Below are 26,082 nucleotides of genomic sequence, written 5' to 3'. Positions count from 1 at the left end.
GGCTATTTCACCCATTCCAGATGTTGATGAATTGGTGCATACAGGCCATGGGCAAAATCATGACAGCAGTTTTGCAAGGCCAGATCCGGATCCTGATCTTGCAAAATAAATTGCCAATCCTGATGCAAGACACTAGATTCATTCGAAGTCAATGGCTTAGCTGTTTTAGGACTATAACTGTTGTTCCAGGCTTCCAACAATTCCTGCATTTCCACAATGGTCATTTTACCCTGTCCATTCTCGGCCCACTGCCACTCTTTTTTCATCAGTAATTCTGCCGGCAAGACCAGCGGCTGCTGTTGACCAATTTCCCAGGCCTTTAACCAGAGCTGCAAATACTCATGTGCCTTGCTCGAACTCAAGCCAGAAAACTTCAGGGTTTTATTACTGAAAATGACAATGCGCTCCAGTTCTGGTGAGCGTGCATCATCATTTAAGTAAGCCAGCCACAGCAGATACTCCAGCCAGACCTGGGCACGGCGTTTTTCCGAGGCCGAAGAGGATTGCATACTCAGCCAGTAGCTGCTGTGTGGAACCTGAGGCACGTTTATATGAATGATCAGTTCAGGACTGAACTGCAGGGATTGTTGGGTGACTGGCGTCAGTTCTTTGCCCAACTGTAGCAAACGTTCTTGCAATAACTGCTGTTCCTGCTGGCTGCCCAGCCAGGTGGCTTGCTGGGTTTTGCCCACCGGCAAACGGTCCAGCATCAGGTTCGGCTCAATCTCCTGCTCTTGTTGCAACAGGAAATCCCGCACCTGATACTGTTCCAGCTTGTTCAATAATAAGGGTTCCCGGGAACTCGGCAAATCGGCATAGCGAATCGTGGAAACCCCGACACTTTTCAGGAATAGACGTGCCGGGAAAATCATATCGCGGATCCATTCATCACCTTTGAGTACCCGGATTTCTTTTTGTTCTAGTGCCGGATAATGTGCATTAATCCAGCTGCTGCGTTTGCCTTCGGCGCTGCGGATATATTCTGCCACTGCAAACCACTGATCCTGATAACGTGGTGTCTGCATATCTGCGAATCCGGCCGGATCAAAAGGCTGCAAGGGATGTACATGATAAAGCTGCTGGATATGTTGAGCGACCGATAGACCATGAATATCCACCATCGGATCGACTTCGACATCCGGCTGTTCAGACTGGCAGATCAGCGCGATATGTTGAACCAGTTCCTGCAAGGCAGTGGATGGATCGCGAGCCTCACCATCCTCCAGATCAAAGCCATTATAGAACAGCCATAGATTTTCCTGTGCCAGCAGCAAGGCATCCAGAAAGGCGCCCTGCTCGTCATCCAGACGGGAACGGTCACCGAGTTGCGGCTTCAGGCTACGCATCAGGTCAAACGGAACCTGTTGATTACGGCTCGGAAATTTACCGCTATCCAGATTCAGCATCACCACCAGTTTATAAGGCAATGGCCGGATCTGACCAATCTGGCTAAAAGTAATCTGTCCGGTCGGTTCGGCCTGATCCAGCTGCATCTCCAGGGTATTCTGAATTTCTTCCAGCACATAAGGCAGAGGCAGACTGAGTGCCACCAGTTCCTGACTGGCATGCGGATCATCCTGGTCATGATAATCGGCCAAGGTCAGCATCCGCATTTGCTTGTCGATAATCTCGGCAACGGTTTTGAGCGATTCCACGCCAGCATCACGGAACTCGTTCAGATCGGCGCGCAGATATTCCAGCCAGGTTTTGACTGGCGTGCGCTGTCCAGTTTCATGCAAAGTCAGCCAGTCACGGCGCTCTACCAGATCCTGATAAATCCGGATCAGGGTGGATATCAAGGGAAAATCACTGGTCAGAACCTTGGCATAACTCAAGGTGTCCTGAAACAGGGTATGTTCAGGAATCGCCAGACCCAACGCCAGACGGTCCAGCGCGAATTTAAAGCTAAACCGGTAATCCTCATCGCCTGCGCTCAGACTTTGCTGTAAATGCTGCTGGTCCAATCCACGCTTGAAGCCAGCATCTGTCAGCAATTGTAACATCCGCTCTACCTGACTATAGTCCAGACCATAATACTGCTGGGTCGCATTCAGGCTGAGCCAGTCGGCAAAGTCCTCAATACTGAAACGGCGCCGTACCCACTGAATCCGGCCCAGTACCGCGCGCCAGGCATTGCTGACATCCAGACGCGACACCCCGGCAATCTGGATCGGTAAATACAGGTTATCTTTTTGCAGGCGTTTGCTGCCGGTTTCGCGCTCACGCGGTGGTGGCGCAAAGACACTGCGAATTGCCGGTTCCAGTTCTTTCAGACTTGGCGTCAACACCAGAATATCACTGGGCTGACGCGGCGCTTCTTCATTACCTTGAGCCAGCCAGTGAATCAGTTGTTCTTTGAGAACTTCCAGCTGACGTAATGAAGAATGACAGACATGAATCTGTACCGAATCATCATCAGGGCTTAAAGCATATTGATGCTGCTCGGGCTCGAGCAAATACAGGATATCCGACTGGATTTTGGCCAGCAGCCTGTCCTGATATTCATCGACAAAGACATCGGCCCAGAGACCCTCTTCCCCCGAAGACAGTTTAGAGAGTAGAGAAAAATGATCCCGTGCCTGCTTGCCGAATCGGGTCAGGAGCGGATGCCGCGATTCCCGGTCTTCGGCATTAAAGTTCAGCTGCTTGATCCTGAAATCTTTTATTTCCGCATCATTCGGTTTACGTTGACGGGTTTTTTCAAAACGCTGAATAAAGCGCTCTTCCCGCTGCAAATCAAATCTGGCTTTCCAGTCCGGATCGACACTGTCGGCCCAGTATTCCTGCGAGGGGTTGAATTGAAAAATATAGATATCAATGTACTGGCCCAGACGGCGTAAAAAATCCAGCTGGCTCGGTGGCAATTCTAACAGGCTAAATACCACAATCTGGGCCGGTAGTCGTTTTAGAGCCTGGGCGCGGGTTTCTGCATTCTCCAGCCGCTCCCAATACAGGCGTTCAATCTCCAGGATTTTGGCATAGTCATCCTGAAATACATGCTGCCACAACCAGCGCTGCCAGGCTTCCAGCTCACGCGCCTGAGTCTTGACGAAATCGGCCACCTGCATCTCATGGCCATTTTCATCTTTGGGGCTATAGAGCATCTGTTCGATATCGAGCGCAATATCCTGTCCCCAGGCCTCGAGCCAGTTACTCGGACAACTGCAGTTGTTTGGAGGACAGTTACGCGCGCAATAACCGCGATAATCCATATAATGACTGAACAAACGTGACACCTGCTCCGCCACCCAGTATAGCATGCTCTGTTTTTTCAGCTGTTTTTCTGTGCCCTGTTCCAGCCGGTCGGCACTGTCATAAATCCGCTTCACAATGGAATACAGTGGATGATCGACATCTAAAGGAATCTGTTCAGGCAGAATGCATTTTCGCAGCGCCTGAAACACGCGCCATTTGATGATAATGCGCGGAATATTGGCTTCACGCACCTGTTCCACTTCTTTAGGCGCATTCAATACCCACTGATAAGAAGTCCATTGAAAGGCGCGAATCCGGTGATGAAACTGGGTATTGGCACTAATGCCTTTTTTCTCGGCAATTTTCTGGGTCAGCCAAGTTTCTACTGCCGGAGATGGCACAATAAAGTGCCGGGTTTGTAACACCTCAAATGGATTCCGGGCAGTTTGGTTGACAATACGCAGCATACTATCCAAAAGCACATCAATACGTTGACTCTGAATAACATGAATGGCCATTGGTTCCCCTGAACTGCTGAATGTGGTTTTTACTACAAAACGATAAAGATTATTTACTATACATCCCGAGCGCTCTATGACACTTTAAAACCACACTTCAGTCAAAAAATTTCTTTGAAAAAAGCATCTTAAAGATGCTTGAATAGAAAAAAACAACATAGAGCTTAGGTAGTGCCCATGAAATTAGATAAAATTCCTGAACGTCTCGATCCGAGCCTAGATTTAGAACAAATCCGCGACGAATGCCTGGAACTCACCAAAAAACGCGCCTACTATTCTGCTGGTGCCGCCGTGATTCCGGTACCTTTTATGGACGTGGTCATTGATGTCGGCATCTTGTCGCAATTGATTCCCGAGATCAATGCCCGCTTCGGCTTGGCCCCTGATCAGATCAGTGTTTATGACCCGAAAACCCGTCAGATTCACTGGCAGGAGCTGCGTAAACGTGGCGTAGAATTTTCCGGCCTGGTGGTCGCACGCACGGCAGTTAAAAAATCTTTGAACAATGTTGCAGCGAAAGTGCTGATAAAGCAAGTCACAAAATTCATTCCACTAGGTGGTCAGCTGGTGGCCGCAAGTCTGGGTTATTTTGTCATGAAAAAAATTGCCGATGCTCATGTGCAAGACTGCTATCGCACTGCTAAAAGTATCCAGCAAAAACAGGTCGCCCAAGGTTAATACTATTTAAGCTGAATATTTTTAAACTTTTTAAAATCCTCTACTTCAGGTAGACTATTCTGCCTGAAGCTGTTTTAAAATAGCCTTTAACACCTCGACCCGTGCGGTATTCTTATCATCGGTCGCAATAATATGCCAGGGCGCTTCCTCGGTCGAGGTATGTTCAAACATATCGGCTGCCGCTTTCAGATAATCGTCCCAGCGTTCCCGGTTACGCCAGTCTTCTTCAGTAATTTTAAAACGCTTATGCGGTGTATCTTCACGCGCCTTAAAACGCGCTGCCTGTTCCTCTTTAGAGATTGCCAGCCAGATTTTCACAATCACCGTTTGATGCTTGACCAGGCTCTGTTCAAAACGGTTAATTTCATCATAAGCACGCTGCCATTCTACCGGACTAGAAAACCCTTCTACCCGTTCTACCAATACCCGACCATACCAGGAACGGTCAAAAATGCAGATATCATCATCGGTTTGCAGCTTGGTCCAGAAGCGCCATAAATAAGGACGGCTCAGCTCATATTTTTCTGGTGCGGCAATGGTATGAATTTCATATTCACGTGGATCGAGTTTTTTGACAATCCGCTTGATCGCGCCGCCCTTGCCAGCAGCATCCATGCCCTCAAACAGAATTACCACATTACGCGAATCGGAACGCATGGCTTTGGCGACCTTCGCGGTTAATTTTTTTAGTTCCGGTTTGTAATCTTCTGGCTGGGCTTGAGTCTTGGAAGGATGTTTTAACTGCTCGGGAATCTTGGCCTGTTTCCATCTTCCCTTGGCTCTGGCGGGATGATCCGGACAATGTTTCAAGGCACTCAGGATATACTGGGCAAATTGCTGGTCGCGCTGCTGCTCATCTTCGCCATCAATAATGAACCAGTCCTCGGTAAAGCGCTGACGCAGGCGCTGCAAGGTGTCATATTCTTTGCGATTGCGCCAGTCCAGACCATGCAGTTGATGCCAGTGAGTTTCACTCGGATCCATGGCATCCAGACGTTTTTGCAAGACTTTCCAGGACAGGTCAAACCAGACCTTGATCACATCCACATGGTTATTTTTCAGGTCCTGTTCAAAGGCCTGCATCTCTTGCAGATATTCATCAAACTGTGCATCACTCAGCGGGCTTTCAGCTTGCATGGCACTGCCAAGCAGATCACTGTACCAGTTACCAAACAGCACCATGATCTGGCCTTCGGCAGGAATAAAACGTGCATAAGGTTGCCACAAGGTCTGCTTCGGGCCGGCTAGCTGAGGCTTATCGGCTTTCACACGCAAATAGCGCGGATCGACCCATTCACGTAACTGTTTAACCGCTTCACCCTTGCCGGCCAGCTCAATGCCATTCACCAGAATCACCAGACTTTTGGCATTTTTCTGGCCCCGGGTCTTTTTTAAATTATATTGGGCATCAATCAGCTCGACAGACAGCTGATCTTCATCCATTAACTGAAATTGTGGTTGTTCCATACGCATCTTCAACCCTGATCTTTTATTCTGTCTGCAGTATAGCGAGGAGTTTCAGCGCAAAAATAGCTCTGGCAACGTTTTTCACACGATTAAATTGGCTATTTAAACAACAGATTGACATACAAATGCCCGATCTCTGTTCAATTTGTCATAGCAGGATTGTCCGGCAGCCTCTAAGATTCTTGCATCCTCCAATCATAATTGAAGCCTCATGTCCAAACTTGCCGTACTCGATGATCTGTTAGCGCATTATTATCAACTGGCTTATCACACCCGGTCTGACATTCTAAGCCGTTTAGAGGATGTGCAAGCCTGGCAGAAAGTCCGCATGCAGCGCACCCATCGCGCCCATTTTGCTGAAAAACAAAACCTGTTGATGTCCGAATATTTCCTGAACCGTCTCTACGGCGGCGCTGACTTTGATGCGCTGGCGGAACAGATTGCCCGGCTGATGAAATATGCGCATAAAGCAGAAAAAGTTATTCCGGAAAATGCCATTAAAACCGGCACCTCAGGCGTAGAGTTGGCTATTCTGGCGGTACAGCTGGATGAACAGGTCGCGATTCAGTTATTACAGGATTATCATCCACATGAACCGCTGACTGACGAGATGATGCGCCTGACCTATTTGAAACTGGATCAGGGTGAAGCACGCCTGAAACAGTTAGCCCTACTGGATCAGCTCGGTATGAGTCTGGATAAATATATGCGTTCATTTGTGGTCTATACGGCCTTTAAAATGTGTAAGGGCGCGGCGAATAAATATAACTTTCAGGTGATGTATGAATTTATGCAGGATGGTTTTCTGGCCATGAAGCCACTCAAATCGGCAGAAAAATTTGTACGCGCGTTCACGGCAACCGAACGCCAGATTATCGAGAAAGTACATTCTGGCGATCCGCTACCATTTCAGTAAATACCCGATGAGTATTTCTGCCAAGCGTGAATTTTTCTGTATATTATTCATAACAATTGCATCATGATTGCTGAATAAGCCTTTAGAATCTGTCATGATGCAGACAATGCAAGATTAACCCGATTGATATGTTAGGAGTGACTCCAATGTCGAATGAAAATACAACGCCTACCCCTACCCCCGAGTCGGCACAACAGACAGACAAAGTGAGCCCATTCTTAACTGAACCCCTTCCACAAGGCACCCCGCAAGGTCAGCAACAATCTTTAGAACAACGTCTGACTGATACGCCTGTGACGGGTACTGTGCCTAAATACAATCTGCCACGCGGTGCCAATACAGGCAACGTCGGCTCAACCACGCACTTTGGCTATCAAACTGTCAACAGCGAAGAAAAAGCCCAGAAAGTCGCAGAAGTGTTCCACTCGGTGGCGAGCAAATACGACATCATGAATGATCTGATGTCTTTTGGTATTCATCGCCTGTGGAAGCGTTTTGCAATCAATATGTCAGGTGTACGCCGTGGCCAGCATGTGCTGGATATCGCGGGTGGTACTGGCGACTTGGCTAAAGTCTTTAGCCGCGAAGTGGGCCCGACGGGTCATGTGGTACTGTCTGATATTAACGAATCCATGCTGAATGTCGGTCGTGACCGTCTGATTGATACGGGCTGTACCAATGTCGATTTCGTTCTGGCCAATGCCGAAACCTTAGAACCATTTGCAGACAACAGCTTCGATCTTTTAACGATTTCTTTCGGTCTGCGTAACGTCACCGATAAAGATGCGGCACTGGCTGCGATGTACCGTGTCCTTAAGCCAGGTGGCCGTTTACTGGTTCTGGAATTCTCTAAACCAGTGTTTGAACCATTCTCTAAACTGTATGACCTGTATTCGTTCACGGCATTGCCAATCATGGGAAAAATCATTGCCAATGATGCAGAAAGCTATAAATACCTAGCTGAATCGATCCGTATGCATCCAGATCAGCGCACCCTGAAAGGCATGATGGAAAATGCCGGCTTCCAGAATTGTGACTATCACAACCTGACTGGCGGGATTGTTGCGGTTCACCGCGGTTTCAAACTTTAAGGTTCCTTGCCTATGTGGTCAATTTTGGCACTTGGTGCTGTTGAACGCGTGATTCATCATGTGATTGATCTGGATGCCATTACCCGCATCCAGCTGAATGCCCTGTCCGGCAAAATGCTGCGGGTGGTGATCGCCTCGCCGCAGCTTTCGGTTGATGTGTTTTTTGATGAAGGCAAAGTTCGTCTGGAACCAACGGCAACCGGTCATACCGAAACACCTTCGGTCTTTGAACAACGTCCATTTGACGCAAGTTCCGCGACAATCACCGAAGCGACAGCAACCTTGCAGGTCAGCAATGTGGTGGAATTACTCAAGCTGCTGCTTTCCGATGAAGTCGGTAATATTCCCCTACAAGGCGACTACAAGTTATTGCAGGAAATCCAGCGCATCATGCAACAGGCGGAACTGGATCTGGCGGCGCATTTAAGTCCTTGGATTGGCCCGACACTGGCGCATGAAATTGGTAAATTGCAACTGCTACCCAAGCAGCTAAAACGCACCCTGCAAAGTCAATTATTCTTTGCCGAAGATGCCTTAAAAGAAGACAGCGGTCTGTTTGCCCCTCGCTGGCAAATGGATGACCTGAATCAGGACACCCGTATCCTGAATCAAAATTTAGATCGGGTTGAAGCAAAAATCCAGCAACTTCAGGCTCAAATCGATGCCTCAAACAATTCTACTCAAGACTAGGTACACAGCTTTATGATTCCGCATGTTTCACGTTTACTCGAACTTTGGCGCATCGCCGCGCACTATCGACTCGACACGTTGTTTCCTGCGGAAGAATTACCAGAAAAATCCCGGCATGTACTGTCCCTCATCCGGATGCATCCGGCTGCCTGGTCCAGTCGTGAACGTAAAAATCCGCTCAAGCTGAAACTGGCTTTAGAAGAAATGGGGCCGTTGGCGATCAAGCTCGGTCAACTGCTCTCGACCCGCCGTGACCTGATTCCACCTGAAGTTTTACAGCAACTGGTGTTACTGCAAGACCGGGTCAAGCCATTTGATAATGACGTGGCCAAGATGCGCATTCAGGAATCCCTGAAAGCTGATGTAAATACCCTATTCGCGCGTTTCGATACCCAGCCACTGGCTGCAGCTTCGATTGCTCAGGTGCATACGGCTGCCCTGCATGATGGCCGTGAAGTGGTGGTTAAAGTCACCCGCCCGAATATTCGCCAGCAGATTTTGCAGGATTTTGAAATTCTGGAATGGCTCGGTCAATTTCTGGAAAAACGTCTGGAAGCTGCCCGCGCATTGCACCTGTCGGAAATCATTCAGGATTATCGACAGATCATTCTGAATGAACTGGACCTGACGCTGGAAGCAGACAATACCCGCCGCATGCGCCATCATTTTACCGGCTCGAGCATGATGTATGTGCCGGAAATTTACATGGACAGCAAAGACGTGCTGGTGGCCGAGCGTATTACCGGGGTACCAATTTCAGATATCGCGACCTTTGACCGGTTGGGCATGGATCGTGCCGATCTGGCGCGTAAAGGCCTGACCATCTTCTTTACTCAAGTGTTCCGCGATAATTTTTTCCATGCCGATATGCATCCGGGCAACGTCTTTGTAGAAACCATCAATCCGGCGAATCCGCGTTTTATTGCGCTGGACTGCGCGATTATGGGCGAGCTGTCCAAGCATGACCAGATGACCGTAGCACGCATGCTACTGGCGGTCATGAACAGCGACTTTATGCAGCTGATTCAGGTGGTGCATCAGGCCGGCTGGATTCCACCGGGAACTGATCAGGATGCGTTGGCTCGTGAAATGCGCCGCAGTGTGGGGCCAATGGTCTCAAAACCGATGCATGAACTGGACTTTGCCGGCATTCTGATTGAAGTCATGGATATCGCGCGTCGTTTCCATCTGGAAATTCCCCCTCAATTGATGCTACTGCTAAAAACTTTGGTGCATGTCGAAGGTTTGGGAACCGACCTGTATCCTGAACTGGATATCTGGAGTCTGGCCAAACCGATCCTAACGGACTGGATCAAGGCCCAGATGAATCCGCAAAAGAACCTGAAAGAACTGGGACAGAAAATTCCGGATCTGCTTTTAGGGGCACAGGATTTACCGACCCTGATGATCGACAGCTTAAACGGTTTAAAAAATCAGTCGGCCTGGCATGCCAAACAGCTCAATGAATTACAAAGCATGCGCCTGCAAATGGAACATCAACAGAAGCGTAGCTGGATGTTTGGCAGCGTCATGGCCATTCTGCTGGCAATTGCGATTATTTCACCGTGGTTTGTGTCGGTGATTCTGATTGTACTGGCGAGTGTACTGGCCGTCTGGCGGATTGCGAAATAACTAAATGAGCTTTTAAAAAAACCTGACACTGTTCAGGTTTTTTATTTTCTGGGCATCGCATGACTCCAAAGTCACCTTAGGACATATCTTGCCATTGGGTCCTAAGACCTATCGCTTAAAATAAGCACACATTTGGCTAGTATAGGTTCAACCATGGTACAGATTTTACAAAAACGTGCGCCTGCTCTGACGATTCGTGCCGGCCATCTGGCACGTGAGCTGATTCTGCAACAAGGTTTGCAACCCGAACAAGTCGATATTGTACCTGGTGCTGCAGGTGGCCCCAAAGGTATCGGTATCCAGGGACTGGATCAGGCGATTTTTGGTGAGTTTTTTCCACGTGCACCTCACCGTAGAACTTTGGTGGGTTCTTCGATTGGCAGCTGGCGCTTTGCCAGTATGGCTGCACATGGTGCTCGACAGGGAACCGAACGCTTAGCTGAACTCTATACCAACCTCTATTTTCATAAAAAAATGACCCGTCAGGATGTCAGCGACATCTGCCGTGGCATGCTGCTGAATCTGGTACAAGGCAAAGAAAACGATCTGGTCAATCATCCAGATTATCATCTCGCAGTCATCTCAATTAAAGCCCAACACATTTTCCAGAGTGACAAGGCATTGCCGTTGCTGGCTTCTGTGGCTGGAATTCTTGGAACGACCGCAGTCGCGCGCCGGCACAGCCGTTATTTCATGCAACGTGTGATCAGCCAGCCCAATATCGGTGAACAGTTTAAAATCGCTGAAGATGGATTTACCACGCATTATCATGCACTGACCGAACAGAGTGTGTTGTCTTGGCTGATGGCTTCAGCCTCTATTCCCGGGGTAATGGCAGCGGTGAACAATATTCCGGATGCACCGCAGGGTTATTATCGCGATGGTGGCCTGATTGATTATCACATTGACCTGCCCTTTCAGAGCAAAGGCATTGTGCTGTATCCACATTTTACCGATAGCATTACCCCCGGCTGGTTCGACAAGTTATTTAAACGTACCTCAAATCCAGAAAATCAGGCACGAACTTTGCTGCTTTCTCCATCGCAGCAATATCTGCAAAGTTTGCCTTTGGGTCGTTTGCCTGATCGTAAAGACTTTAACTTAAAAGGTTTGGATCAAACCCAACGGATTCAGCTGTGGAAGCAATGTATTGCGGAAAGTCAGCGTCTGGGCGATGAATTTCTGGAACTGGTCGAGAAGCAGAATTTTGCTGAGGTGATGCAAGCCTTGTAATTGGCAGCAGCTGCCCGATTATTTGTATAATTGCTTTAATTTTGTGAACTGTTGAGATTTATGCAGAAGTTTTTAGTTGTCCTGCAATACCTGTGTCTGGCCTTCGCCATTTATCTGATTTATAGCGTCAGCATGTCGCTGTATCGCCAGGATTTTGTCCTGATGGAACTGGTCGCTGATATCGGTACGATTCTGATCTGTATCGACCTGGCGGTGTTTTTATTTACCAGTAAAGGCAAGCCCGGCATTAGCATGGAAGAATATGCAAAAAGACTGGAACAGCCACCATCTAAACTGGTCTATGTGACACGAAAATTGGGGCATCTCGGTATTTTGCTGATTATCACCAGCTGGATTGTGCCGATGATTAACTCATAATGATCCAATAAAAAAACCTCCCAATTGGGAGGTTTTTTTAAATTAAAGATATCTGAAAATTATTTAGAACCTTTAATCCCTGCTTGCAATAGCAATGCACCCAAACCACCAATTTTTTGCTCTTGTGGTTTAGCCGCTTGAGGTTTCTTACCCTGAGGGCGATCACCTTGCGGACGTCCTTGCTGTGGACGTTTACCCTGAGGCTTACGTTCACCACGTGGCTCATTGTTCTCGCGACGTGGCTGACGTGGTGCTTTCGCCGGCGCTTCAGAACCTTCAGGACGCATCGACAGATTCACGCGGTTACGTTCAGCATCCACATTCAAAACACGGACTTGTACGATTTGACCCGGTTTCACCACTTTATGCGGATCAGCGACGAATTCATTGGCAAGTTCAGAAATATGCACCAAACCATCTTGATGCACGCCCACATCGACAAATGCACCGAAGTTAGTCACGTTAGTGACTACACCTTCCAGTTGCATGCCTTCAGACAATTGCGCAACTTCAGTAATGTCATCACGGAATTTAGCAGTGCGGAATTCTGGACGCGGGTCACGGCCCGGTTTTTCCAGTTCAGCCAATACGTCTTGAATCGTCGGCAGACCAAATTTCTCGTCTGCAAATTCTTCTGCATTCACTTGGCGAATGATTTCAGTATTGCCAATGATGTCTTTTACAGTCGTTGCTTTTGCTTCAACAATTTTGCTCACCAAAGCATATGACTCAGGGTGAACTGCAGACGCATCCAGTGGTTCTGTACCATCTTGAATACGCAAGAAGCCCGCAGCCTGCTCAAAAGTACGCTCGCCTAAACGTGGTACTTTTTTCAAAGACTGACGATTGTCAAAACGACCATTTTCCTTACGGAATTCCACAATTTGCTGTGCGATCGATTTATTCAGACCCGCGATATAACCCAGAATTGCTGCTGATGCAGTATTTACATCCACACCCACTGAGTTCACACAGTCTTCAACGACCGCTTCAAGGGTTTTCGCCAGACCGGTCTGGTTCACGTCATGTTGATACTGACCCACACCAATCGATTTCGGATCGATTTTCACCAGTTCTGCTAGTGGATCTTGTAAACGGCGTGCAATCGATACCGCACCACGAATAGATACATCTAGTTCAGGCAGTTCCTGTGAAGCTAGTTCAGATGCTGAATACACCGATGCACCTGCTTCAGATACAGAAACACGCGTCATTTTCAGATCACTGTTCGCAGCCATCATTTCAGCAACTAAAGCTTCAGTTTCACGGCTTGCAGTACCATTACCAATCGCGATCAGGTCAATATTGAACTCGCGGCATAAACGCGCCAGCTCGGCCAGTGAACCTTCTTTATCGTCTTTTGGTGCAAATGGATAAATCGTGCTGTGTGCAAGAACATCACCAGACTCGTTCACTACCGCCAGTTTCACACCGGTACGGATACCCGGGTCCACGCCCAAAGTGGTACGTGCGCCTGCAGGTGCAGAAAGCAGTAAATGACGCAGGTTTTCAGCAAAGACGTTCATCGCTTCTGTTTCAGCAGCCAGACGTTTTTCAGTCAGCAATGAATGTTCGATCGTTGGACGAACTTTACCGAGCCAAAATAGTTTTGCAGTTTGCTTCAAGAAATCCTGACGCGCTTGTGGCTGAATAGTTTCAAGATTGTATTCAGTTTCAATACGCGCCAACGGGGCATCATCTTCGCCATCCACTTTCAGGCCTAAAACATTTTCTTGACGGCCACGCAGCATCGCCAATAAACGGTGTGAAGGCACTTTATTCAAGTTTTCAGAGAAATCGAAATAATCACGGAATTTTTTACCGACTTCTTTTTTCTCATCACTGGCAACCAAACTTTTCAGCACGGCAGTTTTTGCAAATGTCGCTTTAAGTTCAGTGGTCAGCGCGATATTTTGCGCCCAGTCATCAATCAGGATGTGCTGGATCGCATCAAGCTGGCTTTCAGTATCTGGGTAATCTTCATGGCTAAAACCCACCAAAGCTTCAGCTGGATCAACGGCTTCATTAAAGATTTTTTCGGCAATCGGGCCTAGACCGGCTTCTTTGGCCTTGAATGATTTACTGGTACGTTTTGGACGGTACGGCGCGTAAATTTCTTCTAATGCATTTTTGGTTTCAGCGGCATTCACACGCGCCAATAAATCATCAGATAATTTATCTTGTTCTTTGAGTGATTCAATCACCTTTTCACGACGCTCATACAAATCACGCAAGTATGATAAACGCGTATCGAGTTGACGTAGTTGCGTATCGTCTAAGCCTTGCGTTACTTCTTTACGGTAACGTGCAATAAAAGGAACACTGGCACCTTCATCAATAAGCTTGATGGCAGCCTCAACTTGATTTGGACGTACGGCAAGTTCTTTTGCCAACTGCTGAACTAAGTCAGTCATCGTGTTTGATCCCACAAGGATAAGTACTAAATGGCATGATTATAAAGACCGGGTCTATAAAATCCACCATTGTTTTTATTAATTTACCTCATCTTTATATTATGAAGTGCCACAGTTTTCAGCTTTTCCCGATAAAGTTTGTATGAACTTTGCTTTTTATCCAGCTTAAAATCGTATTTTTTGCTCATTTAGATGTATATATTTAGTATCTATGTCTTGATTTTAACTGCAATATTTGGTGCTTTAGAGCATAGTCAATTAATATCAATGAATCGTATACTCAAAGCCTATTTGATTTTTGTTTATGACGACAATAAAGAATAAAGGAGCATCTCATGAGTTTAGTTGTACCTGCTGAAAAAGCCGATGCCGTACATACCGAAACGGACCGGGTCGAACGGATCCTGGTGGTTGATGATGATGTTCGTCTGCGTACCTTATTACAGCGTTTTCTCGAAGATAAAGGCTTTGTGGTTAAAACTGCACATGATGCCACGCAGATGGATCGACTTTTACAGCGGGAACTGTTTTCTCTGATCGTGCTCGACTTTATGCTTCCGGTCGAAGATGGCTTGAGTATCTGTCGTCGTTTACGCCAATCCAATATCGATACGCCTATCATTATGCTCACCGCTCGTGGTAGCGACTCGGATCGTATTGCCGGTTTAGAAGCAGGTGCCGATGATTACTTGCCTAAACCGTTTAACCCGAATGAGCTGCTGGCACGTATTCGTGCGGTATTGCGCCGTCAGGTACGTGAAGTGCCGGGTGCACCAAGCCAACAGATGGAAGTGGTTTCTTTTGGCCCATGGTCGCTAGATCTCTCTACCCGCACTCTGACCCGTGAAGGCCAAGTGGTAACGCTCACTACTGGTGAGTTTGCGGTACTGAAAGCACTGGTTCAACATCCACGCGAACCATTAACCCGCGACAAGCTGATGAATCTGGCGCGTGGCCGTGAATGGGGTGCCATGGAACGTTCAATTGATGTTCAGGTGTCACGTTTACGCCGTTTAGTGGAAGAAAACCCAGCGCGTGCACGTTATATCCAGACTGTATGGGGTGTGGGTTATGTCTTTGTTCCAGATGGTGCTGAATAAAGGAAAACTTATAGGATAAAGATTACCCCAATCTATTGTCCCTAAAAGCCATTCGCTGCTGTTTGAGCTTCCCCTTCTTTAAAGGCTCGTATACAAAGGCGCGAGTTCAGCGAATGGAAAAGTTTTTACTTGCGTAACAGTGTTACTCATTTTTTCAAAAAAAGTAACACAACAAGCTCCTTTCATCGAAGGTTCAAGCAGTAAGATTCCATTACAAATTATTATTACTGCTCAATTTGGAAAATGCCTACAAGGAGCTGGTGTGAAACTCGACCCCATCGATCCACAAAAATTTACCGATTTTGTCAGCTACTCGGAAAAAAAGCGTACCCGCTGGGAACGCTTTCTCGACAAGATCAAGCCGCGTTCTGCTGCCATGCGTACCACGGTACTGGTGGTTTTTGTGGTCTGTTTCAGCCTATTCATGTCCTTGTGGTTCTTTTGGCGTACCCTGTTTTTACCTGAAATCCAACAACATGCGCGTTATCTGGCCATGGAACTGGAAATTCTCAACAATCCCGATCTGCGCCTGTATCATAAACAGCAGGAAGTCGATATCGATGACTGGTTAAGAAATCGGGTCGGCATTGAATATGTCACCAATCCGGCAGAATATCCCACGGTTCGAGAAAAGCTGATTGCAGAGTTTTTTACCCGGCAGATCGAAACCAAACTGGCCAAAGAATTACGCATCGAACAAGCCACGGTCTATTTCCAGTTTAAGCCGAGTCCACGTATCTGGATCCAGACCCCTGAAATGAATGGCCACTGGGTACAGGAACCTTTAAAGACCTATGCCAACTATAGCAATGAACTGATTTTGGGCTGGTTGCTTGGCACGCCGATTATTGTCGGCATCATTATTTTGACCTTGGTGCGTCAGCTCAACCGTCCTTTACGCCGTTTGCAGAACGCCGCCAACAGTTATAGCCGAATCGGTTCGGCGCCCTATCTGGATACCAATCATGGTCCACTGGAAATCCGTCAAGTGAATCATGCCTTTAATCAGATGATTTATACGCTGGATCAGACCGAGCGGGAACGCCGAATTATGCTGGCCGGAATTTCACATGACTTGCGCACGCCCTTAACCCGGATCCGCCTCAGTGCCGAAATGATGCCAGATGAAGACTTTCTCAAAGAAGGTCTGATTTATGATGTCGAAGATATGGACGCGATTCTGGATCAGTTCATTTCCTATATGCGCGACGGTTCCGATGAAGAACCGCAGGACACCAATGTCAATGTACTGCTACAGGAACTGGTCAAGCAGTTTAAACCGCTAGATATCCGTTTCACTCCGCAAGAAATACCGACCATTCAGGCGCGCAGCATGTCGCTGAAAAGACTGATTGGTAATCTGATCAATAACTCGAAACGTTATGGTTCCGAACCAATTGAGCTTTCTGCCCATGTTGAAGAAGATCAACTGTTGATTTGTGTGGCAGACCATGGCGAAGGCATCCCGGAAGATCAGATCGAAGCCTTGATGCAGCCTTTTGTTCGGGGCAATTCGGCAAGAACGGTACAAGGCAGCGGCTTGGGACTGGCCATTGTGAAACGGATTGTCGATATTCACCATGGTCAATTGCGTATCCATAATCGTCCTGAAGGTGGGCTTGAAGCTATCATTTCACTACCCGTGAATCAAGAGAACCCAGAGACACTTCCCCCAGCCACTACACTCGATAAAATTCGCCAAACTTTGACTGATCACTTTTAATAAGTGATCATTAATTCAACAAATGACTTTTTAGTTTTTCTATACAATTCATTTTATAGTTCACGAATTCAATCATTTAAAAATCATCATTTTTTATTATACCTACATTTAGCTAAAAAATTAGACCTTAGCCTAACACCTATGCACAATACATTTTTTGAGCGGTACAATCCGTATCATAGTTTAAGAATTAATGAGAGTTAAAATGTCTTTAGATCGTATCCGTTTAGCCTCCCTACACAACAAAGTCATCAGCCCTGAACAAGCGGCTGAATTCATCCAAGATGGCATGACTGTGGGTATGAGTGGCTTTACTCGCGCTGGTGAAGCGAAGGCGGTTCCTTTAGCTTTGGTTCAACAGGCAAAAGCAAATCCATTAAAGATCACGTTAATTACTGGTGCATCACTAGGGAACGATCTAGACAAACAACTGACTGAAGCTGGTGTATTGGCACGTCGTTTACCGTTCCAGGTAGACAATACTTTACGTAAAGCGATCAACAACGGCGAAGTGATGTTCATTGACCAGCACTTGTCTGAAACTGTTGAGCAAATGCGTAACCTGCAGTTGAAAAAACCAGACGTTGCGATCATCGAAGCCGTAGCAATTACTGAAGATGGCGGCATCATTCCAACAACATCTGTTGGTAACTCTGCAAGCTTTGCGATTTTTGCTGAAAAAGTGATTGTAGAAATCAATACGAATTTAAGCCCGGCATTTGAAGGCTTGCACGATATCTACATCCCGACGTATCGTCCAACGCGTCAAGCGATTCCATTGACTCAAGTTGATGAGCGTATTGGTACGCATGCGATCAATATCGATCCATCTAAAATTGTTGGTATCGTATTTAACAGCGAATTGCACGACTCTCCATCTACTGTAACCGCACCAGATGATGAAACTCAAAGTATTGCCAACCATTTAATCGCTTTCTTTGAAAAAGAAGTGGCTGAAGAGCGTTTACCGAAAAACCTGGGGCCTCTTCAGGCAGGGATTGGTTCAATCGCAAATGCGGTATTGACCGGTCTGAAAGATTCAAACTTCGAAGACCTGATCATGTACTCAGAAGTTCTGCAAGACTGTACGTTTGAATTGATCGATGCCGGTAAAATGAAGTTTGCTTCAGGCTCGTCTATTACACTTTCTGCAAAATACGGCGAGAAAGTATTTAACAACCTTGAGCAATACAAAGACAAACTGGTATTACGTCCACAGGAAATTTCAAACCATCCTGAACTGGTACGCCGTTTAGGTATTATCGGCATCAACACTGCACTTGAGTTTGATATTTACGGTAACGTGAACTCAACTCATGTATGTGGTACCAAAATGATGAACGGTATTGGTGGTTCAGGTGACTTCGCACGTAATGCCCACTTAGCGATCTTCGTAACCAAATCAATCGCGAAAGGTGGCGACATCTCTTCTGTAGTGCCGTTTGCTTCACATATCGACCATGCAGAACATGATGTTGATATCCTGGTAACTGAACAAGGTCTTGCGGATCTTCGTGGTTTGGCACCGCGTGAGCGTGCACGTGCAGTGATTGATAACTGTGCGCACCCAATGTACCGCGATGCGTTGAATGATTACTTTGACCGTGCATGTGCAAAAGGGGGCCATACGCCTCATCTTCTTCGTGAGGCGCTTTCTTGGCACTCAAACTTCGAAGAAAATGGTCACATGCTTGCTGTTGAAGCTGCAGTAAAAACTGCATAATCGACTGCATTCAAAAAACGCCCTACGGGGCGTTTTTTTATGGCATTTTTATATTTTTTTTGAATAGTCAGAACCTGATTATATTAAGAAAGCCACCTGGCTATCGCCTGCTCTTTCTTCTTTTATTTATCCTGCCGATCTGCTGTAGAAATACACTTCTGATGCTCAAGGACTTTAAATTCTGATTCTTCACCCTCATACTTGAACACAAGAGCAAAATTAGAGACATGACATGCGCGTAGATATCTGGTCAGATGTGGTTTGCCCCTTCTGCTATATTGGTAAAAAACGTTTAGAAGCTGCTGCACAAGAAGCAGGTATTGAGCTAGAAGTGCATTGGCACAGTTTCCAGCTCGACCCTGAAGCACCGGTACGTCAGGAAGTGTCTAACTCTGAGCGTCTGGCGCAAAAATATGGCCGCACCGTGGTAGAAGTCGAAGAGATGCAGCGCAATATTGCTGAGATGGCCAAAGCCGAAGGCATTGAATTTAACTGGGAAGGTGCCAATTCAGGCAATACCTTTAATGCGCATCGCTTGATTCACCTGGCGCAAAGCAAAGGTCTGGGCAATGAAGCACAGGAAGCATTCTTCTATAGCTATATGACCCAAGGTCTGGCGATTGGAGAGCGTGAAACACTGGAAGATGTCGCAGCACGTATCGGTCTGAATCCGGTCGAAGTCGATGACCTGTTGGATTCGGAAGAATATGCCGACTTTGTCAAATTCGATCAGGAAGTGGCACATGACCAGCTTAAGGTCACAGGCGTCCCTTTCTTTGTCTTTGATCAGCGCATTGCTTTGGCGGGTGCCCAGCCTAAGGAAGTTTTCTTGCAAGTATTTGAAAAAGCGCTCGATACGTCAACTAACAGTCAGGCAGCACAGTGCTCAACAGAAATGTGTGACACGCCAGACCAAGCTAAATAAAATAACGTTCAATAAAAAACCCCATTTCAAATGGGGTTTTTTATTTGTTATTGAATGGCATTCGCTTAATCAACCAGAAAACTAATTTTTAAATTGACACGATATTCCGTGATTTTATTTTCTTTAATGACAACCTTCTGTTCATTGATCCAAGCACCTTGTACATTTTTGACCGTTTCTGTGACTTTTTGAATGCCCGTTTGAATCGCATCTTCAAAGCTTTTATTGCTGCTTGAATTGACTTCTACCACTTTTGCAATTGCCATAATAAAACTCTCAGGATGAAAATGAATGGAATTCCATCTTAGTCCATTCTTAGAAGATTGCAGCAGCCCGTAAACAAGCGATAGCAAAAACTTACATGGATTTAACAAAGCTCGAAATTCAGTCTTAAATTGGCAGATCAAAAACACATCGCCGCTTGTTTTGGCACTTGATCAAGTCCAGATTCTCATCGCTAAAATAAAGTATAAAGCCCTGTAAAACCACACAAATCAAACTAGAGCAAATATACTAATTTATTGTTTTATAGAGTAATTTATCTAAAATTTACTGCCTAAATTTGCCGAATCTATCATTTTCTATTAAGTCTTATTTGCTATTATTTCACCCGAATTAAGTTTAAATATTCTCCTCTGTTCAAGTCATTGAACACTCTGATATTAAAGGTCATCCTATGAATGCTCTTAAATTTGCTTTCGCAGCAACCGTTATGGCTTTTTCTGTTCAAGCGTCTGCACAAATGGCGCAAGTGGTTCATCTGCCAGACTTTCCAGCAACTAAAGCACCTGCTGAAACAGTAAATGCAGATGCTGCGACTGTAGCAACTGAAAAAACAGCTTAATGCAAAGCTATTTTTCATTAAAACAGGCTGATTGATTCAGCCTGTTTTTTTTGATCACATTGACCACATTCCGTGTGAAAGATACACGACTCTAAAAAAAATATCGACTATTTCCTACTCTCATTTTTTCTATTGATTTTTATCACTTTTAATTAAAAAATTTGTTTATAAAATACTCAAAATAGATCACTATTTTATGTGATCTCTGCTTATAATTGCAGCAATATAAATAGATTAATGATAAGAAAATTTTTTATGCATGAACTTCAGGCATTGGTACAGGGCAAAATTCCGCCTCAGTCAGTTTCTATTGATTATTTAATTGAAATGGCAGAAAGCTATACAGACTCGAATTCTGCTGAATACAGACTGGTCGAGCTGGCGGTCAACCTCGCATTGGCACAAACCCTGGATAAAGCACTGAAACATCTCTAGAGATCAAAAAATGAATGCTTTAGAAAAAGCACACTTAATTAAAGAACTACATGGACTGGCGCAGCAACTGGAGCATAAAGTCCTGCCTTTATATGAAATTGCCCGTTCTAAAAAAAGAATACGCGATATTTTTAATCTGTGTGATGAGCCTATTTTCAAAACCCAAATTTCAGCATTTAAAGCCCGCACTCAGCCTGAACTTGTCGCCTACCAATTTTCTGCTAACACGTCTTATCATCTAAGCTTTCGTGGCTATTTCACCGAAGTCTTGACGCTGGAACAAGCATTGTCTGCCCATCCGGATTCTGGCTGGGCAGTTTTACATCATCCTGAACGTGGCTGGCAAATCTGGCTGATCCCGGCTCCCCAATCTCCTGCCCTGCACAGCCAATGGGCTGAACTGCAACACTGTTATATCTGGCTTTTGCAACAACAGCAGCAATTTTCGTGTCTGAAACAGGATCCACCCTTGATTGTTCCTGCCCTATCCTTAAACGAAGCTGAAACCAGCTTAAAAGCTGTGGAAACAACCAAATATCATCGGGGACGGCCGAGGGCAAGAATACATGCACTAGAATTAAATCGCTCAAATGAGTCAACCAATCAGATACTGACTGAACCCAAGGAACTAGATCCTCAGCTCAAAGCTGAAACGACCATTCCGCAAGAACAGATCACAGTCTCCGAATTGATTCAATTCCCTGTACAGATTCAACTAGGCGAACTAAACGCTCATGTACACCCTTTAGGCTTAGAAGAAACCAATATCCAGCGACTCTGTGCTTTAGAATTAGGTCCCAATATCGAACATCCCATCTATCTGGATATCGCACTGTATTATGCAGCAGAAGATAACTGGCAGGCACGTCAGGTTTATTTGGTTGAACAACTGAATCTGCAAGGCCAGTTTGTTAAATATCTGATGCTCTTAGGGGTACCGAGTCAGTTGCAGGCTCACTATTGTATTCAACATTGGCTCAGCCATCATCAACGCCAGGCTGCGGCGATTAAATCACTGGCATGGTCTGCTTTAAGCGCCAGTTTCATGCAACTCGAGCTTTTTTCAACAGCTTACTTGCAGCAGGCTGAAACAATCTGGACACAGCCAGATTACCATCCGTTTATACCCGCCCAGTTTATTCAGAAGCAGAAATTTATTTCTTTTAAAGAGGCTGCTGCTGATTTTTCTACTCCTGTACTCTTGCTACAGGAACATCAAAAAATCCGTGTGATTCATGGTGAAAAACGCATCTCTCTTGCAGAGGATGAGCTGGCCTATCCACACATCTTGCTGCAACGCGACAAACAGCTCAATTGGCAGAATATTCACAATATTATTTTAACAATGCCGCAACCGATTCAAGTGCTGGAACTTTATCGAGAAATTCAGGCTCAAATGATTGAATAATTGCTGTTATTTTGTAGCTTTAACTTGCTTTTTAAGGCGTTTTTTTAGAAAACTACAGCTGAATATAAGAATACAAGAGCAACAAATATCTCATGCAAATAAACAGGATTACTCAAATTTTACTGCTCTCTCTGGGCTTAGGAATGAGTGGTAGCATGTCTTGGGCCAATTCAGTCACAACTGCTCCTGCCAGTCCAACGAATATAGAGCCAAGCCGATCAGGCTTGCTGGATCAGATTCCACGTTTGATCGATGCAACACCCACGGTTCTGCCGGAGCAATCAAATGTAGCCATTGTTCCATCCACGCTAGAGACAGAAAATTATTCATGGGCGGATCAAAAGCAGAAAGGCATCCGCGAATGGGCCGATCGTACTGCGCATAAAATTGATAACTGGTTTGGTGAAAGCGATCCGGATCAGCCAGCTGCAGCTACATTACGGATCATTCTAGATAATCGCTGGGATGAATATGAAGGCTATGAGATTAAGCCCCGAATCCGCGGCAAGATCAAGCTTCCGACCTTGGAACAAAAGCTGAGTGTGGTGTTTGGTGATGACAGTCTGGACAATGAATTAGACAGCAATGTCGCGATTACCAATGAAAATCCTGCCACTTCCGGAAATAAGCGTCTGGATACTAAACGTGCCCGTGAAGATAACAGCTCTTTTGCCTTACGTTGGTCTGAATGGTCAGATCGCATTCCTTTCGAAACCGATCTCGATCTGGGCCTACGTTCTGGCGATGATATTTATCTGCGTGTCAAAGCCAGTAAGGACTGGACACTAGAAAATGACTACTCTTTTCATGCCGAACAGATTTATCGCTATGGCATTCAAAGTGAAAACTATTTACGGACCAATCTGGAGCTGATCCATGCCCGTCCCAATCAGGCCTTTTTCTCCAATCAGCTTAGTCTGACTTATGCAGATGATCAAGACGACGATCTGACCTGGGACAACTACACCTTTAGGCAACATCAGTTTTTTCAGGACAACCGTTTTAGTTACGGCATTTATACCGGTGGTTATCTGAATGACAAGGATCTGCGTCTTAATCGCTGGGGCCCCTATGTGTCGTGGAGACAACCTTTTTTACGTGAATGGTTTTTTGTCCAGACCGACCTGAACTATTTGAATGATCATCGCGAAGATCGTGATCACTATGTCGGGGCTTTGGTACGTTTAGAAGCGTTGTTTTAAACTGACTGATACTAGAAAATAATAAAAGCCCATCATTCATGGGCTTTTTTCAATATTACTGAGGCAATCAGCGCGGTAAGTATTAGCTGGTTTTATTCAGGATAATACGATCACTGCGTAGCACACGTTTTTGCTGCAATGAGGGTTGCTCCATCACTGGCATATTGAAGCGAATACGATCGCTATGTTGCACACGTTGTAGTTTTGCTGCCTCTACTTTCGCAACTTTATAAAAACTGATTCGATCTGTGCGTACCATTTTTTCTGCAGCAGGTGCCGCTAGACTAACTTGGCTCATCGACATCAGGATTACAGCGCCCATACTGATCATCAGCTTAAATTTCATAACATTCTCTCTCTTTGCTTTATAATCGTAATTATAAATTAAAAATTAATTAATAATCCAAAATATAGATTTATGATTCGAAGGTATTTTTTTATCCTGTCTATCGTTTTTCCAGATCATTTCTAGAATTGAAAAATGAAGCAGACATAAAAAATCCCTCCTAAGAGGGATTTTCTCATTCAATACATCAGCACTTAAGCAAGCAGCAAACTATTAATTCGCTTGACATATTCAGCAGGATTTTCTGGTAATCCACCTTCTGCAATCACCGCTTGGTCGAAGATCACATTGGCCAGATCATCAAACTGCGCCGAGCCATCCAGTTTTTTCACCAACGGATGTTCTGGGTTAATTTCCAGAATCGGCTTGATATCCGGCACAGGCTGACCTGCATCTTTCAGCATACGAATCAGTTGTGGAGACAACTCACCTTCTCCAGTTACCAGACAAGCCGGAGAATCGACCAGACGCGTCGTCACCCGCACTTCTTTGGTTTTGTCTTTTAATGAATCCGTCAGCTTATCCACCACCGGTTTAAACTGGGCTGCGGCTTCTTCAAGGGCTTTCTTCTCTTCGGCATCCTGAAGGTCACCTAAGTCAACTGCACCCTTAGACACGTTTTGCAAAGGCGTACCATCGAACTCATTCACGAAGTTCATCGCCCATTCATCCACGCGTTCAGTCATCAACAGAACTTCAATGCCTTTTTTCTTGAACAGTTCCAGTTGCGGTGAATTTTTCGCAGCATTCAGACTATCTGCAGTCACATAATAAATGGCTTTCTGGCCGTCTTTCATGCGTGCTTTATAGTCTGCCAATGACGTGCTGACCTCGTCATTGTTTGATGTTGCATAACGCAGCAGTTTCAAGATACGTTCACGGTTACTGAAATCTTCACCCAGACCTTCTTTCAATACTGAAGCAAATTCCTGATAGAAGGTTTTGAAGTTTGCCTGATCTTTTTCATCTTCAGATTTAGCTAGATTATCCAAAATGGTCAGGATACGGCGGGTATTGCCTTCACGGATGGTTTTTACATCACGGCTTTCTTGTAATAACTCGCGACTGACGTTCAATGGCAGATCGGCACTGTCCACCACACCTTGCACAAAGCGCAGGTAGTTTGGAATCAGGTTATCTGCATCATCCATAATGAACACACGTTTCACATACAGTTTGATACCCGCTTTGGATTCACGGGTGAAAATATCATGTGGCGCTTTGCTTGGAATATATAACAACTGGGTATATTCAGTGCTGCCCTCAACCCGGTTATGCGCCCAGGCCAATGGCGCTGCGAAATCATGGCTTAAGTTCTTGTAGAACTCGACATACTGCTCTTCAGTGATTTCAGACTTGTTACGAGTCCATAATGCGCTGGCCGAGTTAATGGCTTCCCACTCATCGGTTTTGACATACTGGCCACCTTTAGATGTTTCACCTTCAGCCGCTTCTTCTTCCTGCCAGACTTCTTTTTGCATCTGGATTGGCAGGCTGATGTGGTCTGAATATTTATTGATAATCTGCTTCACTTTATAGCTTTGCAGATAATCCAGCGCATCGTCACGTAAGTGCAGAATAATATCGGTACCACGTCCTTGTTTCGTGATCTGTTCAACTTCGAACTCACCGGTTCCGCCACTGATCCAGCGCACCCCTTCAGAGACATCTGTGCCAGCACGACGCGACTCTACCGTGATCTTGTCAGCCACAATAAAACCGGAATAGAAACCGACACCAAACTGGCCAATTAGCTGGGCATCAGCCTTTTGATCGCCGGTCAGTTTGGACATAAAGTCTTTGGTGCCTGATTTGGCAATAGTCCCTAAATTATCAATAGCTTCCTGTTCGCTTAAGCCGATCCCGTTATCTGAAATGGTAATGGTTTTATTGTCTGCATCCAGACTGACACGAACGCGCAGATCCGGATCATTTTCATAAAATTCGGGATGGTTAATCCCTTCAAAACGTAATTTGTCGCATGCATCTGAGGCATTCGAGATCAATTCGCGTAGGAAAATTTCAGGGTTTGAATAAAGCGAATGGGTCACGAGATGTAGTAACTGAGCCACTTCAGCCTGGAAACTATGTTTTTGTGCGCTAGACTCGCTCATTAATCACTCCTTTTATTTTAAATACAGGTCAATACTGTTGCCTATATGAA

General features: G+C 45.7%; 21 protein-coding genes. 15 read left to right on the top strand and 6 right to left on the bottom strand.

The genetic code is table 11. From position 1 onward, the window contains the following. Positions 1-2: 2 nt before the first annotated feature. Positions 3-3,713: an exodeoxyribonuclease V subunit gamma gene (locus Q9R21_RS11885; RefSeq protein WP_311204557.1), complete on the bottom strand. Its 3,711-nt coding sequence runs from the start codon at positions 3,711-3,713 to the stop codon at positions 3-5. Positions 3,714-3,890: 177 nt separating this feature from the next. On the opposite strand from Q9R21_RS11885, the gene Q9R21_RS11880 reads away from it, so the two are divergent. Continuing rightward, positions 3,891-4,391, top strand: a complete 501-nt coding sequence (locus tag Q9R21_RS11880) for a hypothetical protein (RefSeq protein ID WP_253101504.1) — start codon at positions 3,891-3,893, stop codon at positions 4,389-4,391. A gap of 54 nt (positions 4,392-4,445) precedes the next feature. Here the strand turns inward: Q9R21_RS11880 and Q9R21_RS11875 are convergent, their stop codons facing one another. Continuing rightward, positions 4,446-5,864: a phosphate--AMP phosphotransferase gene (locus tag Q9R21_RS11875; RefSeq protein WP_311204556.1), complete on the bottom strand. Its 1,419-nt coding sequence runs from the start codon at positions 5,862-5,864 to the stop codon at positions 4,446-4,448. A gap of 205 nt (positions 5,865-6,069) precedes the next feature. Between Q9R21_RS11875 and Q9R21_RS11870 the strand changes: the two genes are divergently transcribed. From Q9R21_RS11870 to Q9R21_RS11845, 6 genes are all read left to right on the top strand, one after another. After that, positions 6,070-6,774, top strand: a complete 705-nt coding sequence (locus Q9R21_RS11870; protein ID WP_311204555.1) for an FFLEELY motif protein — start codon at positions 6,070-6,072, stop codon at positions 6,772-6,774. Positions 6,775-6,920: 146 nt separating this feature from the next. Next, on the top strand, positions 6,921-7,865 hold the full coding sequence (gene ubiE, locus Q9R21_RS11865; protein WP_311204554.1) for a bifunctional demethylmenaquinone methyltransferase/2-methoxy-6-polyprenyl-1,4-benzoquinol methylase UbiE: 945 nt from the start codon (positions 6,921-6,923) through the stop codon (positions 7,863-7,865). A 12-nt stretch (positions 7,866-7,877) separates the two neighbouring features. Continuing rightward, on the top strand, positions 7,878-8,555 hold the full coding sequence (locus Q9R21_RS11860; RefSeq protein WP_180181295.1) for an SCP2 domain-containing protein: 678 nt from the start codon (positions 7,878-7,880) through the stop codon (positions 8,553-8,555). Between the two features lie 12 nt (positions 8,556-8,567). Then, positions 8,568-10,187 carry an AarF/ABC1/UbiB kinase family protein gene (locus Q9R21_RS11855; protein WP_004729335.1) on the top strand — a complete coding sequence of 540 codons (1,620 nt, stop codon included), beginning with the start codon at positions 8,568-8,570 and terminating at the stop codon, positions 10,185-10,187. A 153-nt stretch (positions 10,188-10,340) separates the two neighbouring features. Beyond that, positions 10,341-11,420, top strand: coding sequence for a patatin-like phospholipase family protein (locus Q9R21_RS11850; RefSeq protein ID WP_311204553.1), 1,080 nt, complete (start codon positions 10,341-10,343; stop codon positions 11,418-11,420). A gap of 60 nt (positions 11,421-11,480) precedes the next feature. Further along, positions 11,481-11,798, top strand: coding sequence for a hypothetical protein (locus Q9R21_RS11845; RefSeq protein WP_004729331.1), 318 nt, complete (start codon positions 11,481-11,483; stop codon positions 11,796-11,798). 59 nt (positions 11,799-11,857) lie between these two features. Here the strand turns inward: Q9R21_RS11845 and Q9R21_RS11840 are convergent, their stop codons facing one another. Continuing rightward, entirely contained in the window at positions 11,858-14,212 is a 2,355-nt protein-coding gene (locus tag Q9R21_RS11840) for a Tex family protein (RefSeq protein ID WP_311204552.1), read from the bottom strand. A gap of 335 nt (positions 14,213-14,547) precedes the next feature. On the opposite strand from Q9R21_RS11840, the gene ompR reads away from it, so the two are divergent. The 4 genes from ompR to Q9R21_RS11820 all read left to right on the top strand — a co-directional run bounded on the left by ompR (position 14,548) and on the right by Q9R21_RS11820 (position 19,683). Continuing rightward, positions 14,548-15,312 (top strand): two-component system response regulator OmpR, encoded by a 765-nt coding sequence (ompR, locus tag Q9R21_RS11835; protein WP_004278590.1) that lies wholly within the window; start codon positions 14,548-14,550, stop codon positions 15,310-15,312. Between the two features lie 262 nt (positions 15,313-15,574). Next, positions 15,575-17,035 (top strand): ATP-binding protein, encoded by a 1,461-nt coding sequence (locus Q9R21_RS11830; RefSeq protein ID WP_253138360.1) that lies wholly within the window; start codon positions 15,575-15,577, stop codon positions 17,033-17,035. A gap of 205 nt (positions 17,036-17,240) precedes the next feature. Further along, complete coding sequence (locus Q9R21_RS11825) at positions 17,241-18,758, top strand: acetyl-CoA hydrolase/transferase family protein (protein WP_219308196.1); 1,518 nt, start codon at positions 17,241-17,243, stop codon at positions 18,756-18,758. Positions 18,759-18,990: 232 nt separating this feature from the next. Next, positions 18,991-19,683, top strand: a complete 693-nt coding sequence (locus Q9R21_RS11820; RefSeq protein WP_311204551.1) for a DsbA family oxidoreductase — start codon at positions 18,991-18,993, stop codon at positions 19,681-19,683. Positions 19,684-19,748: 65 nt separating this feature from the next. Here Q9R21_RS11820 and Q9R21_RS11815 read toward each other — a convergent pair whose 3' ends face one another. Next, entirely contained in the window at positions 19,749-19,949 is a 201-nt protein-coding gene (locus tag Q9R21_RS11815) for a dodecin family protein (RefSeq protein ID WP_004278594.1), read from the bottom strand. A gap of 410 nt (positions 19,950-20,359) precedes the next feature. Between Q9R21_RS11815 and Q9R21_RS11810 the strand changes: the two genes are divergently transcribed. From Q9R21_RS11810 to Q9R21_RS11795, 4 genes are all read left to right on the top strand, one after another. Further along, positions 20,360-20,527 carry a hypothetical protein gene (locus Q9R21_RS11810; protein WP_005245837.1) on the top strand — a complete coding sequence of 56 codons (168 nt, stop codon included), beginning with the start codon at positions 20,360-20,362 and terminating at the stop codon, positions 20,525-20,527. A 255-nt stretch (positions 20,528-20,782) separates the two neighbouring features. After that, positions 20,783-20,962, top strand: coding sequence for a hypothetical protein (locus Q9R21_RS11805; protein ID WP_180087444.1), 180 nt, complete (start codon positions 20,783-20,785; stop codon positions 20,960-20,962). A 10-nt stretch (positions 20,963-20,972) separates the two neighbouring features. Then, positions 20,973-22,370: a hypothetical protein gene (locus Q9R21_RS11800; RefSeq protein ID WP_311204550.1), complete on the top strand. Its 1,398-nt coding sequence runs from the start codon at positions 20,973-20,975 to the stop codon at positions 22,368-22,370. Positions 22,371-22,462: 92 nt separating this feature from the next. Next, complete coding sequence (locus Q9R21_RS11795) at positions 22,463-23,572, top strand: hypothetical protein (protein ID WP_311204549.1); 1,110 nt, start codon at positions 22,463-22,465, stop codon at positions 23,570-23,572. A gap of 82 nt (positions 23,573-23,654) precedes the next feature. On the opposite strand, the gene Q9R21_RS11790 is transcribed toward Q9R21_RS11795, so the two are convergent. After that, the gene (locus Q9R21_RS11790; RefSeq protein ID WP_005108064.1) at positions 23,655-23,918 is read right to left on the bottom strand and encodes a hypothetical protein; all 264 of its coding nucleotides are present in this window, start codon (positions 23,916-23,918) and stop codon (positions 23,655-23,657) included. Between the two features lie 194 nt (positions 23,919-24,112). Continuing rightward, positions 24,113-26,032, bottom strand: coding sequence for a molecular chaperone HtpG (htpG, locus tag Q9R21_RS11785; RefSeq protein WP_004647318.1), 1,920 nt, complete (start codon positions 26,030-26,032; stop codon positions 24,113-24,115). Positions 26,033-26,082 lie beyond the last annotated feature (50 nt).

The organism is Acinetobacter sp. RG5 (genome assembly GCF_031844265.1).
In the GTDB taxonomy this organism is placed as follows: Bacteria; Pseudomonadota; Gammaproteobacteria; order Pseudomonadales; family Moraxellaceae; genus Acinetobacter.
The sequence above is the reverse complement of the archived record's forward strand: the minus strand, read 5'-3'. Positions and strand labels throughout refer to the sequence as shown.

Coding starts and splice junctions, on each gene's coding strand:
- ompR (WP_004278590.1), top strand. CDS start 14,548: ATGAGTTTAGTTGTACCTGCTGAAAAAGCCGATGCCGTACATACCGAA.
- Q9R21_RS11875 (WP_311204556.1), bottom strand. CDS start 5,864: ATGCGTATGGAACAACCACAATTTCAGTTAATGGATGAAGATCAGCTG.
- Q9R21_RS11840 (WP_311204552.1), bottom strand. CDS start 14,212: ATGACTGACTTAGTTCAGCAGTTGGCAAAAGAACTTGCCGTACGTCCA.
- htpG (WP_004647318.1), bottom strand. CDS start 26,032: ATGAGCGAGTCTAGCGCACAAAAACATAGTTTCCAGGCTGAAGTGGCT.
- ubiE (WP_311204554.1), top strand. CDS start 6,921: ATGTCGAATGAAAATACAACGCCTACCCCTACCCCCGAGTCGGCACAA.
- Q9R21_RS11800 (WP_311204550.1), top strand. CDS start 20,973: ATGAATGCTTTAGAAAAAGCACACTTAATTAAAGAACTACATGGACTG.
- Q9R21_RS11795 (WP_311204549.1), top strand. CDS start 22,463: ATGCAAATAAACAGGATTACTCAAATTTTACTGCTCTCTCTGGGCTTA.
- Q9R21_RS11820 (WP_311204551.1), top strand. CDS start 18,991: ATGCGCGTAGATATCTGGTCAGATGTGGTTTGCCCCTTCTGCTATATT.
- Q9R21_RS11810 (WP_005245837.1), top strand. CDS start 20,360: ATGAATGCTCTTAAATTTGCTTTCGCAGCAACCGTTATGGCTTTTTCT.
- Q9R21_RS11825 (WP_219308196.1), top strand. CDS start 17,241: ATGTCTTTAGATCGTATCCGTTTAGCCTCCCTACACAACAAAGTCATC.
- Q9R21_RS11805 (WP_180087444.1), top strand. CDS start 20,783: ATGCATGAACTTCAGGCATTGGTACAGGGCAAAATTCCGCCTCAGTCA.
- Q9R21_RS11855 (WP_004729335.1), top strand. CDS start 8,568: ATGATTCCGCATGTTTCACGTTTACTCGAACTTTGGCGCATCGCCGCG.
- Q9R21_RS11860 (WP_180181295.1), top strand. CDS start 7,878: ATGTGGTCAATTTTGGCACTTGGTGCTGTTGAACGCGTGATTCATCAT.
- Q9R21_RS11870 (WP_311204555.1), top strand. CDS start 6,070: ATGTCCAAACTTGCCGTACTCGATGATCTGTTAGCGCATTATTATCAA.
- Q9R21_RS11815 (WP_004278594.1), bottom strand. CDS start 19,949: ATGGCAATTGCAAAAGTGGTAGAAGTCAATTCAAGCAGCAATAAAAGC.
- Q9R21_RS11845 (WP_004729331.1), top strand. CDS start 11,481: ATGCAGAAGTTTTTAGTTGTCCTGCAATACCTGTGTCTGGCCTTCGCC.
- Q9R21_RS11885 (WP_311204557.1), bottom strand. CDS start 3,713: ATGGCCATTCATGTTATTCAGAGTCAACGTATTGATGTGCTTTTGGAT.
- Q9R21_RS11850 (WP_311204553.1), top strand. CDS start 10,341: ATGGTACAGATTTTACAAAAACGTGCGCCTGCTCTGACGATTCGTGCC.
- Q9R21_RS11880 (WP_253101504.1), top strand. CDS start 3,891: ATGAAATTAGATAAAATTCCTGAACGTCTCGATCCGAGCCTAGATTTA.
- Q9R21_RS11790 (WP_005108064.1), bottom strand. CDS start 23,918: ATGAAATTTAAGCTGATGATCAGTATGGGCGCTGTAATCCTGATGTCG.